Genomic DNA, 18,782 nt, shown 5'->3' on the forward strand with positions numbered 1-18,782 from the left:
AAAGCTTAGTGACTATAGCTATACAATTTGAAATAGCACAGACCAGAGAGGGTAAAGGCAATGCCTGTAATTGCGGTGGTTGATTATGATATGGGAAACCTCCATTCAGCCTGTAAAGGACTGGAAAATGCAGGGGCAACTCCCAGAGTGACCGATTCTCCAGTGGAGCTGGAGCGTGCTGATGCAATTGTGCTGCCTGGCGTGGGAGCATTTGACCCAGCAGTCCAGCATTTGCGTTCTCGCCATCTGGAGCAGCCAATTAAACAGGCGATCGCCTCCGGCAAACCCTTTCTCGGCATCTGCCTGGGTCTGCAAATCCTGTTTGATTCCAGTGAAGAGGGCAACGAACCTGGATTAGGTATCATTCCTGGAACAGTCAGACGATTTCACCACGAGCCGGGAATAACGATTCCCCACATGGGCTGGAACCAGTTGCAGTTTATCCAACCCAATCTTTCGTTGTGGCAGCAGTTGCCACCCAATCCCTGGGTGTATTTCGTCCACTCTTATTATGTTGATCCTATCGATCCAACTGTGCGGGCAGCGACCATTACCCACGGAACTCAAACAGTAACCGCTGCTATTGCCCGTGACAATCTGATGGCTGTCCAGTTTCACCCAGAGAAGTCCTCCACTGCGGGACTCCAGATACTGGCAAATTTTGTTCGTCTGGTAAAAGCAAAGCAACTGGTTACCGTTTCTTGATGAGTTTGAGAATCTACGGCAATCGTGCCCTCAAAACACTGCCCGGACAGGCAACCCGCCCAACGTCCTCAAGAGTACGGGAGGCTCTGTTTAACATCTGGCAGGGCACGATCGCCAATTGTCATTGGCTTGACCTCTGTGCAGGCAGTGGTGCTATGGGAGCAGAAGCTCTCTGCCGCGGTGCCCGATACGTTGTGGGGATCGAGCAATCAGCCCGTGCCTGTGCCGTCATCCGGCAAAACTGGCAAAAGGTGGCAAAGGATGGGCAAGCCTTTCAGGTAATCCAGGGCGATGTTGTTCGGCAGATTAAAACCCTGGCAGGACAGTCCTTTGACCGAATTTACTTTGACCCCCCCTATGCCAGTGAATTGTATGAGCCAGTTATCGCTACGATCGCCCAATACCATCTCCTAGCTGCTCAAGGAGAACTCGCTGTGGAACATGCTCCCAACCATTCAGCCATCCCGACTCCAGTTTCATTTGAGATCTGCCGTCAGAAGGTTTATGGGAATACCGCATTGACATTTTATAGCTGTCGCCAGGTTGCTTAGAACATTGGTTTTAAGGGGGGGTTGGGGCTTCGCCCCCAGCCAAGGCTCCACCCCCTCACTCCATCACTCATCCACCCCCCTCACTCCTATCCTTGCCGAAGCTGGCTAACCAGATGCTTGAGTTCTGGCAGGATCAACTTTTCCATGGCAAGGGTAACCGCGTTGGTAGAGCCGGGAAGGGAGAATACCAGTTTCGTTTGAAAGACTCCAGCGATCGCCCGTGATGCGATCGCCCGTGAACCGATTTCTTGATAACTCAGCCAGCGAAATAGCTCACCAAATCCCGGCAAGGTCTTTTCTAGTAATCTCTCAATCGCATCATAGGTGGTATCTCTGGGGGCAATGCCAGTCCCCCCATTGAAAATCAATGCATCTAAATCAGAGCGTTGACTAAGGGCTTCCAGGTGCGATCGAATCTGATCGGGGTCATCTTTCACAACGGCGTATGCCACCACCCCATGTCCTGCGGCTTCCAGAAGTTGCTGAATTCGCTGCCCACTTTTATCGGTTTCAATGGTGCGCGTATCACTCACCGTAAGCACGGCACAACTAACCACAAGTTCAACTGGGTCAGGATGGGGGATGGTAGACATGGAATTTCAAAATTTTCAAAGAACGCTCTGATAGGTGGGGGCACACCAAACAGTGCACCCCCAAACATTTCTGAGACAGACAACTCGGTAAATAAAATCACTCAGATTTGTTCAGCCCCAACCCATGCTCTTCAGCATAGCGGTTCATAAAACGGATGAAACGGTCAAACTCGTCTGCTGACTTCATGAGCAAAACAGCTTCAATCGCTTCAGGCTGACCGTTGACAAATCGAGCTTTTACTTCACGGGAAGTAATCTCGCCTTCATCATCAATCAAATACATCCCAGTAATTTCTTCAGTGCTATCCTGGTTGAGCGCTTTTGGATTTTGAAAGTAGAAGGTTGCGGTCCCATTACTGCCATCGCGCGATCGCGTTACGCGGACATCAGGCACTACTTCCTCATCAATTCCTCTTGAAAACTGAATTCGAGCTGTCATATTCCTCAATGAAATTTTAGTGATGGGCAAGACATTATCCTCCCATCATACGGAACCAGAGTGAAATAGGTAAACCAGGATACGAAGTGGCAAGTAGGGTGAGCAGTCAGAAGTCAGAGAGGGGAAAGGCAAAAGGCGAAAGGAGTGATGGAGTGGAAGGGTGGGTGAGTGGGTGAGTAGGAGTGTGGTGGAGTAGGGGCGTAGGAGTGTGATGGAGTAAGGGATATAAAGAGCAATCCCCCCATCCCCCCCATCTACATTTCTCTCTCCGCCAGGCGATAGGCTGTTCTCAAAATCTGCCCTGCTAAAATGGCGGCTCCAAAGCCGTTGTCGATGTTGACAACGCCAACGCCAGCAGCACAGGAGTTTAGCATTGTCAGAAGCGGGGCCAATCCGTTGAAGCTGGCTCCATAACCAACGCTGGTGGGAACGGCAATAACCGGACAAGCTGCCAATCCGGCAACCACACTGGGTAGAGCCCCCTCCATTCCAGCAACCACGATCAGAACGTCCGCATCGGCGATCGCCTGTCGATTATTCAACAGTCGGTGAATGCCTGCGACGCCCACGTCCCACAGACGATTGACTCGAAACCTACACAATTCAGCCGTGAGTGCGGCTTCTTCAGCCACGGGTAGGTCGGCAGTGCCAGCGGAGAGCACACTGATGATGCCGGGATGGGTAGGGGAAGGGCGATCGCCCTCATCCTGGTTCATGACAAAACAAATCCGGGCAAGAGGGTGGTAGTGCAGCCCTGCCACCTTTTCCCGCAGTTGCTCGTAAACAGTTTGCTCAATGCGGGTAGCCATTACGATGGGCGTCTGTTGCCGCATCGTTTGCATAATTTGGGCAATCTGGTCTACGGTTTTGCCCGGTCCCCAAATTACTTCGGGAAAACCTGTTCGGAGTGTTCGATGGTGGTCAATCCGGGCAAAGTCCTCAACAGGCTCGTAGTTTAGATACTTGAGCTTATTCAAAGCGACTTCTGGGCTCATTTCGCCCTGAGCGACTAAATGGAGGAGATGCTTGAGTGCTTCAGGTTGGGTCACGGTAGGGAAAAGGGGGAAGACAAAGGATAAAGAAGGAAGGCAAAAGATAAAAGACAGAAGAGAGGAGGTAGTGGTCTGTCAAGACTTATTTTGTGAGTTGAAAGCTCACAAAATAACCACTCTAACTCAATCCAGGACACACAATTAAAGCTGACCAACTAGTGGAACTTTGCCTGGTTATCTAAATCCAGAAAAACCAATTTATGGGGTTTTGAGGGGTTCGCAACCCTTCAAAATCTGCCTGGAAGACTAGTACCGCGCGGCGGAAATGGGCATATCCTGAAGGAGTCGGTGTTGGAGGATTGAGTCTGATGCCTGGTCCTGCCCTTCCCGCCCTGATTGTGAGTGAATCCGAGCGTCGCGAACTAGAGCAGTTGGTGAAGCGACCGAGTACACCCCAACAACTGGCATTGCGAGCGCAGATCATTCTGCGTGCCAGCCAGGGAGACAGCCAAGGTCAGATTGCTCGAGAGCTCGGCATCGGGGAGCAGATGAGTCGCTGTTGGCGGCGGTGCTGGCAAGCGCTACAGACCTGTGAGTTGCCAGTGTCGGAGCGCTTAGCCGATGCCCCCCGTCCCGGTGCCCCCGCCACGTTTACCTTGGAGCAAATCACTCAACTCTATGCCCTCGCATGTGCTCCGCCCGAGCACTCTGGACGCCCCATCAGTCACTGGACCCCTCCAGAGTTAGCCGATGAACTGGTCAAACAAGGCGTTGTAGCGCGGATCAGTGGTCGCCATGTCAGGCGTTTGTTAGCCGAAGCCGAACTGAAACCGTACCAGAGTCCCTACTGGCTTCATCCCCCCCGACCCGGACTTTGCCACCAAAGTCCAAGACATCTGCCAGGTCTACGAACAAGCGGCTGCGCGGGCCGAACGTGGGGAGATGACCTACAGTCTTGATGAAATGACGGGCATCCAAGCCTTGGAGCGCGTGATGCCGATATTGAGATGAAACCCGGACGCTGTGTGCGGGTGGAATTTGAGTACCAGCGTCATGGCACCCAAAGCCTGATTGCCACCTTGAATGTCGCCACTGGACGCATTGACCAGGCGACTGTGGGCGACACCCGAACCGAGCAAGATTTAGCGGCTCATCTCGACGCCCTACTCGCCCAAGTCACCGATGCCCCTAAAATTCATCTGGTCATGGACTGTCTCAACACCCACCAATCGGTAGCTCTGGTGCCACTGGCGGTCGCCCTGGAACCCGAACCACCGCCGTTAGGGCGCAAAGGCAAATCCGGCATCCTGAAATCGATGGCCACCCGGGCTGCTTTCTTGAGCAATCCACAGCACCGCCTGGTCATACATTTCACCCCAAAGCATTGCTCCTGGCTCAACCCAATCCAAATCTGGTTCTCCATTCTCAGGCGCAAGTGGCTGCGACGGGCCAGTTTCACTAGTCAAGCTCAGCTCAGCGCCAAGATTCTTGACTTCATCGACTACTTCAATCGCACCATGGCCAAACCTTTCAAGTGGAACTATACGGGCAAGCCTCTGACCTCATGACAGCTATGTGTTGTTATGCCGCTGGGTACTAGATTGGAGGTTCCAATTAAATGGCGATCGCAATTTACTGAAGGGCGATCGCGTCCCCTTTTTTATCACACCCTACACTCAGCCCCTTAGCAGACGAAGAGGATTTCTCAGGCAGCGGATGAATCAGAAAGGCATACTCCTGCACAACCTGCCCATCAATAAGATGTTCTTGAATAATCCGTTCAATCACTTTGGTTGTTGCGTTACGATACCACACTCCATCAGGATAAACGACCAGGATAGGACCCTGGGTACAAACTCGTAAACAATTGGCTTTTGTCCGGAAAATGCAAGCCGGGTTTGTTTCCGTAGGCTGGTCCAGGTGAAGTTCCTTCAAACGATTCTTTAAATATTCCCAGGCTTCTAACCCAACATCCTTCGGGCAGCATTTAGGCTTTGTTTGATCTGCACAGATAAAAATGTGGCGCTGGATCTGATCCAGTCCCAATGCCCGGACACAGTTAGCCAAAACGCCTGACTCACAGGTTTCTTCCATTTCAGATTGAGGAGAGTTTAGTTGAGAAGCCATGGTAGGGAAGTGATGGAGTGATAAGGGGGATGGGGAGGAGGGAGTGGTGGAGTGATGGAGTGGTGGAGTGGAGGATCTGTCGGGTTTGTCAAATTTTTTTGTGTCAATCCTGGAAGGAAGACGAAGGAATCAGGTTTCAAGGAGTCGGGCCTGTCAATTTTTTTGTCAACCGTGGAAAGGGAGTCAGGCGAGTCAGGGTTTCAAGGGGTGAGAGCACCATTTCTGAGACATACCCAGGGAGTCAGCGCCCCATTTCTAGAACCGCCTCATGATAGATGTAAAGAGCAATCACCCTACTACCCTATCACCCCATCACCCCATCACCCCTCCACCCTTCTACTCCTCACTTTCCTATTGATTGAACCATTTGATTGAACCATTGAGTGAACCAGCAAAACAGATTTCACCGGGCGTCTCGTCGGGTTACCGGGTTCACTGAGCTTGCCATAGAGGGTTTTGTTTTGGAAGTAAAGGGCAGAGGAGGTACCGCCATCTAAATTCATTGCCTGAGTGACTCCCAGGGTTTTCATGAAGGCTGCCAGGTCTGGTAAGGATACGCCTGTCCCCCCTGGCTTTTGTGCTGCCATTACCAGCAGAATGTCTCCCCTGTCAGTAATGCCGATCGCACTCCTGGCATTGAGTTGATGGCTGCCAATCGCGTCCCGAATCAAAGTTCCGTTGGCAGAAGCAATAAATCCCTCTTGCTCGGCGGTGTTTTCTGGCAAAAGACGGGGACCACCTCCCAAGGCATCGATCAACTGGCAGTCGGGAGGGGATGGATCCCGATGGCGGGCAATTGCATAGCGGAACCCTGACCCGCAACGATAACGCCGAAACTCAGAGCGGTTCAGAATTTTTTCCAGGTAAGGAGCTAAGTCAGGGCTCTTTATCAGGCGTTCATTGTGGTGAGGGTCAGCTACTAGCTTTCCTTGCCGGGTAATGTAAGAAGTTGATTTTTGATTAACGGGGTCAAAGAAACCACCATTAATAGCGGCGATCGCCCCATACTGGCGGGCGAAAACATCCAAATCTGCGACCCCGTCTGCTAAAGCAGGGGGTTACCTGAAACGCCTGAACTGGAATTCGCAAGCTATGTACAGTCGCCTGTGGCAAGGAGTGAGCCTGGTACTGAATTGCTAGCTCTGGGGAAGGCTGGGCAGGTGGCATGGCGACAGGCGGACTGGAAACCATCGGCGCACATCCCCCCGTGACCATTACCACAGCGATCAATTGGGTCAACTGCCCCCCTTTTTTCACTCGTGGCATTGTACACAGTTCCCTGTGACTAAGCAGGTAGCCATCATTAATTGTAAAGGGGGGAGTGGGGGCTGCGCCCCCAGGCAGGGGGTGAAACCCCCTCCACCCCCAAAATTATCTTTAATTTAATTACGCCTAGTAATCCGCCAGGATAGATTTGAGCTACCCCTGAAATCTATAAAATCCATTTTCAGGGTGTTTTGAGGGGTTGAAAACCCTCAAAACAGTCTTGACAGACCACTAGTTACTTACTTAATCAACCAAATTTTCTGTATGAGATTTTCCGTTCACCTGCACTTCCCAAAAAAATTCGCCGGACATTTTCGGCCTCCGGGCAGCGATCGCCAGTAAAGGTTAACCGAAAGTCTTCTTTGAGGTTAATGCAAAACCATTGGTCTCCCTTGTCTCCCTGCCAGATTCGGTTTTCGTCCCTATCTGAGGCATACAGATAGTAATAGCTGCCCGGTGCAAGGTCACCAGGGACGACCGTACCACATTGCCCCTGTCCCAGCAATAACCAGCCTTCGGACCGCCAGCGGCTTTCCCCCAGACTATAGCCAACTGCCACATAAGCCACCTGAGACGAGTTGTTACAAACGTCCAGCGATGCCGCAGACGGGGAGGTTCTGGCTAAAAAAGTTCCCGTTGCCACGGCAACAGCCAGGACTGCCCAGCTGCAGGACTTTTCCATAAAGACTTCTTCGCTCACATGTGCTTGCTCTTCTTGTTGACATATTGCCCATCTTGCCAAACTCCCTCCAGACGGATTCCGTTGGCAAAGATAAAAGTTCCTCGACCGTTTTGCCGACCGTCACGAAACTCACCCTCATAGCGGTTGCCGCTGGGAAACGTACACACCGCCACTCCATCCAGCAAATCATTACGAAACTCGCCTTCACAACGGATGCCATTGGCAAAGATAAAAACTCCCTGTCCCTGCTTCTGGCTATTCTTAAACATTCCTTCATAGCGATTGCCACTGGCAAACGCGCAGACACCCTGACCATTCAGCAAATCGTTCTGAAACGTTCCTTCACAGCGGGTGCCATCAGCAAAGATGAAAACCCCCTGCCCTTCTCGTTTTCCCTCACGAAACTCACCCACGTAGCGATTACCACTGGGAAAAACACACACTCCTTTGCCATTTAACAAATCATTACGAAATTCCCCTTCACAGCGGGTTCCATTCGCAAAGGTAAAAACTCCTTTACCCTGACGGCGTCCATTTCGAAGGTCGCCTTCGTAGCGATTCCCACTGGGAAATGCACATATCCCCTTACCATTAATTAGTCCATCACGCAGGGGTCCCTCGCAGTAACTACTGGCAACTAGAATTGGTGGGTTTGCATAAGTAGGGGGGAGATTATGGGTATCAAAAAGCACATTTATCAGGGTCGCGGCGATCGCAATGCTTCTCAGTTGCCCTGTCAAGCGGAATGATAAAAAAAACATCTCAGTCGAAGGATGTGCAAAGTGCTTCATTGATTCGGAAAACTGCAACCTCATATCAAGTTAAAATGCATACTCGGTCAAACTTCCTCATCTTGCTGACTCCCCTTCAAAATCTGGGGGAGTCCTGATGAAAAGAAAAGACAAATGTAGTCAGTAGTTGTCGGTATGGGCAGTGAATCGGTAATCCTGACGATTCCGCGTTCGTGTCGCCTTCCCCGATGCTGTTTCAGTCGTTGTGAGTGGGTTCTAATCATGTCAACTCGTTTGCTTCCAGCCTTCAGCCCAGGCATGATAACAGCCTTAGAGGGTGTAGCTCAACGGTTTCCCTTAGGACTCGGCGGCTGTTTCAATCATTGAAGACTAAATTTCCAATTTCATTCAATCCGCAACCCTTATTAATTCTTTTCTTGCTAACTGACACTTTTGCCGTAAGACTTTCTAAAGTTTGCTCATGTTGCAGTTGTTCACTTTTGTTACCCTTGCCCAAACGGCATCCGCCCCCCTTCCTTCCCTCCCACTATCTCCTCCTTCCCCCAAAACACCCCCACCTCAGGAGATTATTCCACCCCAGGAACGGTTAAAACCTCAGGAAACCCTTCAGATCCAGGAAATATTTCGGCCCCAGGAACTGCGTGCCCTACCAGGGCAACTTGACACCGTTCCGGTTTTTAATAGTAACAGTCCAGAACTGGTCCAGACCGAGGGAATTCTGCTCTCGACCTTTCCACCAAATGGAATGCGGTCACCATCCGCACACTTAAACTTTCCCTTTAAAGGAAGGTTTGACGTGTTTTCGCACCACGTCACTAGAGCTAGAACTTCCAGCCAGACCCGTACCCTGTTTCAGGGCATTATCTTACATAACCCAACCGACCAGCCGATCAAAGTCAATGTTCTTCAGGGAGCCACTTACTTAACTCGCCCCGACGCCCTATTTGTAGAACTGCCACCCTATGTGGAAGATCCGCTGGGCAAGGTGTATGCTGGACCGGGGAGTCGGGCGATGAATGATGTTCTGCGGGGGCGCAGGCACGGAAGCATTCCCCCAAGCCTGATCATTCCACCAGGGGGCAGCCAGATGTTGATGAACCTGCCAATTCCGGTTGGCAACCTGACCCCTTCTTCAAATGGTCGTTCCAGCCTGTTTCGCTTACGGAGCAGTGGCACGGTCTACGTTGCCAGCCTGGCGATGTATGCCCCGCTGAACCCCGATGGATCGGAACGAATTCCCACGCTGGATGAATGGCAAGCCCTCTTGGTTAACGGCAGTTTGGCTGGACCGCGAGATATTCCACCCACTCCGATGCAGCAGGAATATGCCAACGTGGTCTACGGTCGAGTTGCGGGTGTGGCTGTGGGGTCGGAGTGGCGAGCGAATGTGACGGATAACCCCAAAGTTGACTACCTCACTGTACCCAAGCGGGGACATGCTTTCTCCTACGGACTCAGTACGCTTTACCGAGGCACCTTTGGAACTGGTCAAATCCAGAGTGCCAAGCTGCTGGTGCGCTATCCAGATACGGCATACCAGGCTCATGGCAACTATGGCATCCAATATAGTCTGACGTTACCGCTATATAACAAAACAGGGCAAAAGCAGACGGTAACTGTGACCCTTCAAACACCTCTAAAGGAAGATAAAGTCAAGGGTGGGTTGCTGTTCTTTAAGCCACCAGAGAATCGGGTGTTCTTCCGGGGTCCGGTACGAATTCGATACACCGATGACAAGGGTGTTTCCCAAACCCGCTATATCCATTTGATTATGCAACGGGGGCAGGAGGGAGAACCACTAGTGACCCTGAATATGCCTGTGGGCGATCGCCGCACGGTTCAACTCGACTTTCTCTATCCTCCTGATTCCACCCCCCCCCAGGTATTAACGGTGAGGACTTTAGACAATCAGTAACCCAATGCTGGTTGTTCCTGATTCGCAAGTTTCGGCGGTTCCTGGTAACTTAGCTAGGAATCCGCGCGGGCCATTGTAGAACCACAACGAATACTAAGTGCACAAGAAATTAAGACCAGAGTCTGTGACTATTTTGATTATCCCTTGTTAGAACCCCTAGCAAAAAAGGTCTCCTGAAAATGCACTAAGCAACCTGGCGACGGTGATAAGAGTGAAACTACGATTGCTTGCGATCTCATCACCGTAATTACCCTGAATTTTTTGAAGAGACCAAAACTTTTTTTTGTAAACTTCTAAAACATTTGTTAGTAGCTATGTATCGATGGGCATTATAGAAATGCCATTGTTGGGGTCATAGCAATGCCTGATACCGTCGGTAATACTTTTGCGACTGCGAAAACAATATTTCCTATCGCTAGTTCTCAGACTTTCCAAGAATTTGTTGGTGTAGAGAATAGCATTCTGGATTCGAGCGACTACTACCGATTTACGCTCGCCAGAAGCAGCAGCTTTACTCTAGTTTTAGGGGGGCTTAGCGCCAACGCCAACGTTGAAGTTCTCAATAGTTCGGGGTCCGTAGTTTTTGCAGGCGGTGCTGCTCTCAGCTCCTTCAACTCAGGAACTCTCCCTGAAGCACTTAGTGCCGTCCTGGATGCGGGTACCTATTATATTCACGTTTTTCCAGGTCCCGCTACCAACCCATTAGACCCGCTTACAACCCCCAGCACTAACTATTCCCTTAGCATTGCAGCAAACAATAACGCCCGCTCAGACATTTTTTGGCGCAACTATGCTACCGGTGAAAATTCTGTCTGGTTTATGGAGGGGGCAAATCTGGCATCGTTTGCCTTTACAACCACAGCCCCTGACCTAGCCTGGACGGTTCAGGCGACGGGAGATATGGATGGAGACGGCTACGCTGATGTGGTTTGGCGCAACTACCGCACCGGAGAAAACAGCATCTGGCTCATGAATGGAGCTGCGTTAACCTCGGCGGTCATTCTGCCACCCAATGGCGATCTCAACTGGCAAATCAACGGTATCGCCGACCTCAATAAAGACGGTAAAAACGACCTTGTCTGGCGGAACTATGCCACTGGACAAAATGTGGTCTGGTTCATGAATGGTCCGGTATTCACAGGTGGCTTTGCCGAACTTGAGTCCTTACCGAACACCAATTTCCGGCTTCAGGGGACGGCTGATTTTAACAATGATGGCAACACCGACCTTTTATTCCGAGATTACACTCCCGGTGGTGGTGGTAACATCATCTGGTTGATGAACGGAACCGGTCGAGTGTCAACTGTCGAACTGCTTGCTGCACCCGACTTGAGGTATCAAATTCAAGGTACAGGCGATTACAACTTCGATGGCAGAGCTGACATTCTCTTCCGTAATGTCGCCACGGGTGAAAATGTTGTCTGGTTCTTAAATGGCACAACCTTTGCTGGGTTCACCAATATTGTCTCAGTCCTCGATTTAAACTACCAGGCAACTGCACCCTTCATTCGTTACCTGCCGCCAACCCGAGTTGATCTTGCTGACAATACCGGTGCCACTGGCTTCTCCATCGGTCCATTGAATGGCAATGGTCTTTATCGAGACTCCATTGATAGTACGGATCCAGTAGACTTTTACCGCTTCTTCCTGGGTAGCCCTACCAGTCTGAGTCTTTCCCTCACAGGACTCAATGGTTCGAACTTGGACGGGGATCTGGATATTCAAGTTCTTGACTCAGCAGGCAATCCCGTTGTCATTGGTGGAAATCCGCTGCAATCGACAAATCCAGCTGGTGCCACAGAAGCCATCTCAGCTAATCTCGATCCTGGCAACTACTTCATTCGAGTCTTCCCCAAGACAAATGAAGCCAGCTTCTATGAGTTAAATATTGTGGCAAACAACCTGCCCGTTCTAGCAACTAAAAGTAATCTAACTTTAAGCGAGGGTGGCACGCAGACAATCGCTAGCACGCTGCTGCTTGTCACCGATGACAACAATTCCGCCAATCAAGTTACCTACACACTGGTTGATCCCCCTGATCACGGCAACCTTAGTCTGAGTGGTGCTGCCATCACCACGGGGAGTACCTTTACCCAAGCTGATATTAATGCAGGCAGGCTGTCCTATACCCAGGATGGTTCAGAAACTCTGATTGATAATTTCATCTTTAGCGTTTCCGATGGTGTAGGTGGAACAATTGGAAACACCACTTTCACCATCAATACCGTTCCGGTCAACGACCCACCTACCCTGGTCAGCAATGCTGTCCTTGCGGTCACTGAAGGGCAGGGAGCTGTTTTGACCAGCAATACCTTATTAGTCACTGATATTGAGCAACAACTGGCTTCGCAAATTGTCTACAACCTCGATAGCCTGCCTGCTAACGGCAACTTGGTATTAAACGGAGTAACACTCTCGGCTGGCAGTACCTTTACCCAGGCCGATGTCAATAGTGGTACCCAGTTGCAATATAGCCACAACGGCAGCGAAACGACTAACGACACCTTCGTATTTACGGTTTCAGATAGTGCTGGCGGTACTCTGACTCCACCAACAACCACCTTCAGTATCAATGTCACTCCGGTTAACGATGCACCTGTGCTGACAACGAATCTGGGGCTGACAGTGAGCCAGGATGCGACTGCTCGGATTACCTCAACTCTGCTGGCAGCCACTGATGCTGAGTTTCTCACATTGCCAGACCAGGTGGTCTACACCGTCGTGACAGGACCTACTAGAGGTACCCTCTATCGCGACGGCACTCAAACCAACACCTTCACCCAGGCCGACATTAACAACGGCACTGTTTCCTATGACCATGATGGCAGCAACACCAACAGCGACAGCTTTACCTTTACAGTGACCGATGGAGTCAATACAATTCCTGCTGGAGATCCTGCCACTTTCAATATCACCATTAGCCGGACTAACTTTGTGCCGGTGCTGGCAACGAATACTGGACTAACCCTAACCGAAGGCACTACCGCTGTAATTGGCAATACTCTGCTGCGCATTACGGATCAGGACAACCCGCCGCCTCAAATTGTTTACACGCTGCTGAGCACGCCGAGCAACGGCAGTCTCAATCGGTTTGGCACGCCTCTAACGGTAGGTCAAACCTTTACTCAGGATGATATTGATAACCTGGGTCGAATGACTTATCAGCACCATGGTTCCGAGTCACCATTGACGGACAGCTTTACCTTTACGGCATCAGATGGTTCTAGCAGTGCAATTCCGACAGCCACCTTCAGCATCACGGTGACACCAGCCAATGATGCCCCCGTGCTGGCGACAAATACTGGAGCCTCATTGTCTGAAGGCGGTACATTCCTGATTACCAATAGTGTTCTGCAAATTACTGACAACGACAATCCACCACCGGCCAGCCTGGTGTACTCGGTCACCTCTGCACCTACTAACGGCACGCTGTTCCTGGGTGTGAATCCGGTCACCACCTTCACCCAGGCCGATGTGAACAGCGGTCAACTGCGATATTCCCACAATGGGGGTGAGTCGGTTTCTGATACCTTCAGCTTTACGATTACGGATGGAGTGATTGGGGCACCGCTGGGTCCGAATGTCTTTAATATTGCGATTGCTCCCGTCAACGATGCACCCAGGGTTTCCCTCAATACCGGCTTGACCCTTTCTGAGGGAACTTCTTCAACCATTAGCGATGTCGCCCTGCTGGTGACGGACCCCGATGGTCCCAGCCCCGTCACTTACACAGTCGGTAGCCTGCCTGCACGCGGCACTTTACTACTGGGGAGCACTCCACTGGCAACCGGAGGAACCTTTACGCAGAGTGACATTACGAACGGGCAGCTTTCCTACACTCACGATGGCAGTGAAACTACTCTCGACAGCTTCACCTTTACCGCCTCTGATGGCACCGCAACAGGGAATCTGGCGCTGACGACCTTCAGCATCAATGTAATGCCCGTTAATGACGCGCCCGTATTGGTTAACAATGGCGGGGTCAGCCTGCTGGAAGGGGGATTGATTCAAATTAGCAACGGTTCCCTACTCGCGACCGACAACGACAATCCGTTGCCAGCCAGTCTGGTCTACTCCGTCACTTCGGCACCTGCCAGTGGCACACTGCTGCTAGGCATTAGTGCTGTCACCACGTTCACCCAGGCAGATATTAACAGCGGGCAACTGCGGTACTCCCATAACGGTAGCGAAACTGTTTCGGATAGCTTCAGCTTTACTCTTTCGGATGGAGTTGTTTCCCCTGCGGTTGGACCTAATACCTTCAATATCGCTATTACTCCGGTCAATGATCCACCCAGAGTTTCATTAAATATGGGCCTGACTCTGTCGGAAGGAGCTTCGTCTGCGATCGCCAGCACTGCTCTGTTGGTGACTGACCCGGATGGTCCCAATGATGTCACCTACACCCTCGGCGATCTTCCCGATCGCGGCACCCTGTTGTTGGGAACCACACCACTGGCAGTTGGACAAACCTTTACTCAGGGAGACATCAACAGTGGGCAGCTTTCCTATCGCCATGACGGTGGCGAAACCACCAGTGATAGCTTTGCCTTTACCGCTTCCGATGGTTCAACGGGCAATCTTTCCCTCACCACCTTCAACATCAACGTCACTCCTGTCAATGACGCACCTTCATTGACGCTGCCCGGAGCTCAAACCGTAGATGAGGACACCCAGCTCACCTTCTCCAATGCCAACCGGATTCGCCTCAGCGATGCCGAGAATGATCCAATTACCGTGACGCTGACGGTTGCCAATGGCATCATTACAGTGAACTCCGGAGCAGGGGTCACCAACAACAATTCTTCGAGTGTGACAGTGACTGGCTCGCCTACGGCAGTTGAAACGGCACTTGATAACCTGATTTACACCCCAGCCAGTGAATTCAGCGGTCCCGATGCACTGATTGTTTCAGCCAGCGACGGTACAAATACAGCCAACGGCACGATCAATATCACAGTTGCTGCGGTCAACGATGGACCGACCCTAACAGTTCCAACGACCACCTTGCCCGTGATCGAAGACACGCCGCTAACTATTACCGGCATTGAAACCACCGATATCGATTCTGGCGGTAGCCCGGTGAGAGCCATTCTGTCTGCCCAAAACGGTACCCTGAGCCTGGCTTCGACAGCAGGAGTGACATTCATTAGCAGCACCAACGGGGCCAGCAACCTGACGATTCAGGGTGCGATCGCCAGCGTCCGAAGCGTCCTGTCAAACCTGGTCTACCGGGGCAATCCAGACTACAACGGCAGTGACACCATCACCATCACGGTGAACGATCAGGGTGCAACCGGTGCTCCTGGTGCCCAAAGTGTTACCCGCACGATCCCGGTTAACGTGCTTCCAGTAAATGATGCCCCCACCTTTACTGGCGGTCCTAACCAAGTGGTGAATGAGGATGCGGGAACCCAGACTATTAACGGTTGGGCGACCAACATTTCCCGTGGTCCAGCGAATGAATCTAGCCAGAGCCTCAGCTTCATTGTCAGCAACTCCAATCCTGACCTGTTCACAACCGCCGGACAGCCCACTATTGACCCGAATACAGGTAATTTGATTTACACCCCGGCTGACAATGCCTTTGGAACAGCAACGGTAACGGTTAGCTTGCAGGATAGCGGTGGAACTACCCTGGGTGGTGATGACACCTCGGATGACTACATCTTCACCATCACGGTTAACTCCGTGAATGATGCGCCGACCTTCACCCCCGGTTCCAACATTACAGTGGCAGAAGATGCTCCACCCCAGTCGGTACTTTGGGCAACGAACATCAGTCCAGGACCCGGCACACCGCTGCCACCCAATGAGTCGAACCAGACCGTTAGCTTCATCGTTGCCAACAACAATCCATCTCTGTTTACTACCACCGGACAACCCACGATCGCCCCGAACGGCACCCTCAGCTATGCCTTAGCCCAGGATGCTAACGGCACCGCTATTGTGACGGTCGGACTGCGCGACAGTGGTGGCATCGATAATGGTGGAGTCAACACTTCACCCACCCAGACTTTCACAATCAACGTAACGGCCATCAACGACCCACCGACGCTGACACTGCCAGGTACGCAAGTGGTTGATGAAGATGCCACTATCGGCATCCCAGGCGTCAGCATTAACGATGTGGATGCTGGGAACGGCACCCTGCGGGTGACCCTGACGGCCTTAGGTCCTAATGGAGCCGCAACGGGGGGCAACCTCGGCTTCAGCCCAACCGGAAGTGTAGTCGTCACTGGCAATAACAGCAATAGTGTGACCCTAACGGGTAGACTGGCAGACCTGAACGCCACGTTGAGTACGTTCAACTATCAGGGCAAGCCCAATATCAACGGTCAAGATCAGATTCGGATCACCGTCAACGATCAGGGCAATTCACCCAGTAATCCGCTCTCCGTCACCCAAACCCTGACCGTTAACATCAACCCGGTGAACGATGCGCCCGTCCTGAATATTACGCCCGGCGTCCGCACGGGGCCAGAGGATGGACTGATCACCCTGTCCGGCATCTCAGTCACGGATGTGGATGCCGGGGAGTCCACTCCAGGCAATTTAGAGGTGACGGTATCCGTTCTCCAGGGAACGCTTACCGCTGGAACTGGCACTCCACCTGCTACTATCAGCGGGGCTGGCACTTCCACTATTACCATCACGGGTACCCGCACATCGGTTAACTCGGCGTTGAGTACTCTGCATTACCAGGGGCTGCAAGACTATAACGGACCGGATGAGGCCACTATTACGGTCAATGATCTGGGGAACACCGGAATTGGCGGTGCATTAACCGATACCAAGACCCTCAGCATCAATGTCACGGCAGTTAATGACTCACCTGTCTTCCTCTCACTCCCGACAGGGACAGTGCCCGTGGTCGAAGATACGGATCTGACATTTGATGGGGCCAGGGCGATCGTTGTCACTGATGTGGATTCTGGTCCTAACCCCGTGCGGCTGACCCTGTCCGTTAATAACGGGACTCTGAACCTGAATCCGGCTGGATTGACCACGATTAGTGGCTCGAACGGGACTGCCAGTGCAGTTTACGAAGGCACGATTGACGCGATCGCCACTGCCCTCGCCAGCCTGGTCTACCGGGGTAACTCCAACTACTTCGGCTCCGACCGATTGACTATTACCCTCAACGACAACGGCTTCACAGGAGCAGCAACCGGGACTCCTGTCACTCGTACTGTTGACATCAACGTTACAGCCTTCAATGACTCACCAGTTCTGGTTACTAACAACACCCTAACCCTTAACGAAGGGGCAAGCCAGGTGATCAGCAATGGTTTATTGAGAACCACCGATGTAGACAATACTACAGCGGAAATCGTCTACACTATCGGTACAGCCGCCAGTAACGGAGTACTGCTCAGAAATAGTACAACCCTTTTGACTGGTAATACCTTTACTCAGACAGACATCGGGCTAAACTTGATCCGGTATCTCCATAACGGTAGTGAAACTACTCTCGACAGCTTCACCTTTACCGTAAACGATGGCGGGACCCAGCCCACGACAGCCCAGTTCAACATCCGGGTTAACCCGATCAACGACAACCCCGTGCTGGCAAATCGTCAGACTCTATCAGTCACCGAGGGACAGAGCGGCACTATTAGCAGCACCCTGTTGCAAGTTACCGATCCGGATAACACTGCTTCCCAATTGCGGTACATGGTAATCAATCTGCCAACCAGCGGCAGTGTGCGGTTAAATGGCAGTAACTTGAGCGTGGGTCAAACCTTCACTCAAAATGATGTCAATCTTAACCGTGTAACTTACCGCCATAACGGCAGCGAAACCACCAGCGATAGCTTTACCTTCACTGTAAGCGACGGTGCTGGCGGCAACATTGGCTCGACTGTGTTCAACATTGGTGTTATCCCAGTTAATGATCCACCACTGGTGGTTTCTAATGGACCGCTGACTATTTCTGAAGGGGCCATTACGACCATTACCCGGTCTACCTTGCAAATAACAGATCCAGAGAGCCAACCGCTTACCTATACCCTGGTGGCACAACCTCTGTTTGGTACCCTCTTCCGTAATGGTGTAGCGCTGGTTAATGGTCAGACCTTTACCCAGGCAGATATTGATACAGGCTTGATTTCCTACCAGCACAATGGTAATGAAACGCCTGGGAATAAAGATTCCTTCTTCTATTCAGTCACCGATGGAGCTGCAACGCTTAATCGAATCTTCGAAATTAACGTCACGCCAACAAATGATGCACCAGTATTGCTAACACCTAACCCAACTATCGAAGTTCCGGGTGATGTGGCATCGTTGACGGAGATCAGCTCTGGAATACTTCAAGTAACGGATGTAGATAATACGCCCAACCAAATTATCTATCAACTTGTTGCTGCTCCCAACGCTGCCTTTGGACAACTGGAGTTAAATGGGACGCCGCTGATTAGTGGTCAAAACTTTACTCAGGAAGATATTGATGCCGGAAGAGTGGTCTATCGATCACTAGGCGGTGGTTCCACAGACACCTTCCAGATCAGCGTTTCGGATGGAGGTCCAGGCGGTACTCTACCGACGGAGTTCTTCACCATTATCTTCTCCTACCCGGAGAGCTAAGGCGTTGCTCCAAACAACAGGTTACTTCTGCTAACCAACTTCATACAAGAATGTAAAAAGAGATATTTGGGGGAAGGTGCTTTTCGTACCTTCCCCCAATGCTATAGCAGTCCTAAATCATTCGTGGGATTGAGAGGCGGCGTTGCTGAATTTGGATATGAAGTAGGTGCA

Annotated in this window: 13 protein-coding genes and 1 pseudogene; 6 read left to right on the forward strand and 8 right to left on the reverse strand. The window is 51.5% G+C overall.

Annotation, left to right across the window (positions count from 1 at the left end; all coding sequences use genetic code 11):
* Nucleotides 1-60: 60 nt before the first annotated feature.
* Both hisH and rsmD read left to right on the forward strand, forming a co-directional pair.
* The gene (gene hisH, locus P4D80_RS02325) at nucleotides 61-705 is read left to right on the forward strand and encodes an imidazole glycerol phosphate synthase subunit HisH (RefSeq protein ID WP_421657240.1); all 645 of its coding nucleotides are present in this window, start codon (nucleotides 61-63) and stop codon (nucleotides 703-705) included.
* Nucleotides 705-1,256 carry a 16S rRNA (guanine(966)-N(2))-methyltransferase RsmD gene (gene rsmD / locus P4D80_RS02330; RefSeq protein WP_421657241.1) on the forward strand — a complete coding sequence of 184 codons (552 nt, stop codon included), beginning with the start codon at nucleotides 705-707 and terminating at the stop codon, nucleotides 1,254-1,256. Before hisH ends, rsmD begins: the two co-directional genes overlap by 1 nt.
* Nucleotides 1,257-1,342: 86 nt before the next feature.
* Here rsmD and P4D80_RS02335 read toward each other — a convergent pair whose 3' ends face one another.
* The 3 genes from P4D80_RS02335 to larB form a co-directional block, all read right to left on the reverse strand.
* Complete coding sequence (locus P4D80_RS02335; protein WP_421657242.1) at nucleotides 1,343-1,849, reverse strand: MogA/MoaB family molybdenum cofactor biosynthesis protein; 507 nt, start codon at nucleotides 1,847-1,849, stop codon at nucleotides 1,343-1,345.
* Between the two features lie 97 nt (nucleotides 1,850-1,946).
* Nucleotides 1,947-2,288 carry a photosystem II reaction center protein Psb28 gene (gene psb28 / locus P4D80_RS02340; RefSeq protein ID WP_421657243.1) on the reverse strand — a complete coding sequence of 114 codons (342 nt, stop codon included), beginning with the start codon at nucleotides 2,286-2,288 and terminating at the stop codon, nucleotides 1,947-1,949.
* 254 nt (nucleotides 2,289-2,542) lie between these two features.
* Nucleotides 2,543-3,337 carry a nickel pincer cofactor biosynthesis protein LarB gene (gene larB, locus P4D80_RS02345; RefSeq protein WP_421657244.1) on the reverse strand — a complete coding sequence of 265 codons (795 nt, stop codon included), beginning with the start codon at nucleotides 3,335-3,337 and terminating at the stop codon, nucleotides 2,543-2,545.
* 311 nt (nucleotides 3,338-3,648) lie between these two features.
* On the opposite strand from larB, the gene P4D80_RS02350 reads away from it, so the two are divergent.
* Complete coding sequence (locus P4D80_RS02350; protein ID WP_421657245.1) at nucleotides 3,649-4,239, forward strand: helix-turn-helix domain-containing protein; 591 nt, start codon at nucleotides 3,649-3,651, stop codon at nucleotides 4,237-4,239.
* 33 nt (nucleotides 4,240-4,272) lie between these two features.
* Nucleotides 4,273-4,848: pseudogene (locus P4D80_RS02355) on the forward strand (transposase); the annotation flags it as partial.
* 64 nt (nucleotides 4,849-4,912) lie between these two features.
* Here P4D80_RS02355 and P4D80_RS02360 read toward each other — a convergent pair.
* The 5 genes from P4D80_RS02360 to P4D80_RS02380 all read right to left on the reverse strand — a co-directional run bounded on the left by P4D80_RS02360 (nucleotide 4,913) and on the right by P4D80_RS02380 (nucleotide 8,116).
* On the reverse strand, nucleotides 4,913-5,407 hold the full coding sequence (locus P4D80_RS02360) for a (2Fe-2S) ferredoxin domain-containing protein (protein WP_421657246.1): 495 nt from the start codon (nucleotides 5,405-5,407) through the stop codon (nucleotides 4,913-4,915).
* Nucleotides 5,408-5,727: 320 nt separating this feature from the next.
* The gene (locus P4D80_RS02365; RefSeq protein ID WP_421657247.1) at nucleotides 5,728-6,435 is read right to left on the reverse strand and encodes a phosphodiester glycosidase family protein; all 708 of its coding nucleotides are present in this window, start codon (nucleotides 6,433-6,435) and stop codon (nucleotides 5,728-5,730) included.
* Nucleotides 6,392-6,673, reverse strand: a complete 282-nt coding sequence (locus P4D80_RS02370) for a hypothetical protein (protein ID WP_421657248.1) — start codon at nucleotides 6,671-6,673, stop codon at nucleotides 6,392-6,394. Before P4D80_RS02370 ends, P4D80_RS02365 begins: the two co-directional genes overlap by 44 nt.
* 247 nt (nucleotides 6,674-6,920) lie before the next feature.
* Complete coding sequence (locus tag P4D80_RS02375; RefSeq protein WP_421657249.1) at nucleotides 6,921-7,355, reverse strand: DUF1036 domain-containing protein; 435 nt, start codon at nucleotides 7,353-7,355, stop codon at nucleotides 6,921-6,923.
* A gap of 14 nt (nucleotides 7,356-7,369) precedes the next feature.
* Nucleotides 7,370-8,116: an MORN repeat-containing protein gene (locus tag P4D80_RS02380; protein WP_421657250.1), complete on the reverse strand. Its 747-nt coding sequence runs from the start codon at nucleotides 8,114-8,116 to the stop codon at nucleotides 7,370-7,372.
* 451 nt (nucleotides 8,117-8,567) lie between these two features.
* On the opposite strand from P4D80_RS02380, the gene P4D80_RS02385 reads away from it, so the two are divergent.
* Nucleotides 8,568-10,022 (forward strand): DUF3370 domain-containing protein, encoded by a 1,455-nt coding sequence (locus P4D80_RS02385; RefSeq protein WP_421657251.1) that lies wholly within the window; start codon nucleotides 8,568-8,570, stop codon nucleotides 10,020-10,022.
* Between the two features lie 360 nt (nucleotides 10,023-10,382).
* A complete protein-coding gene (locus tag P4D80_RS02390; RefSeq protein WP_421657252.1) occupies nucleotides 10,383-18,611 on the forward strand; it encodes a cadherin-like domain-containing protein in 8,229 nt (2,742 codons plus the stop codon).
* The last annotated feature ends 171 nt before the right edge of the window (nucleotides 18,612-18,782 follow it).

Origin of the sequence: Leptothermofonsia sp. ETS-13 (assembly GCF_049200465.1) — a bacterium.
Lineage (GTDB): Bacteria > Cyanobacteriota > Cyanobacteriia > Leptolyngbyales > Leptolyngbyaceae > Leptothermofonsia.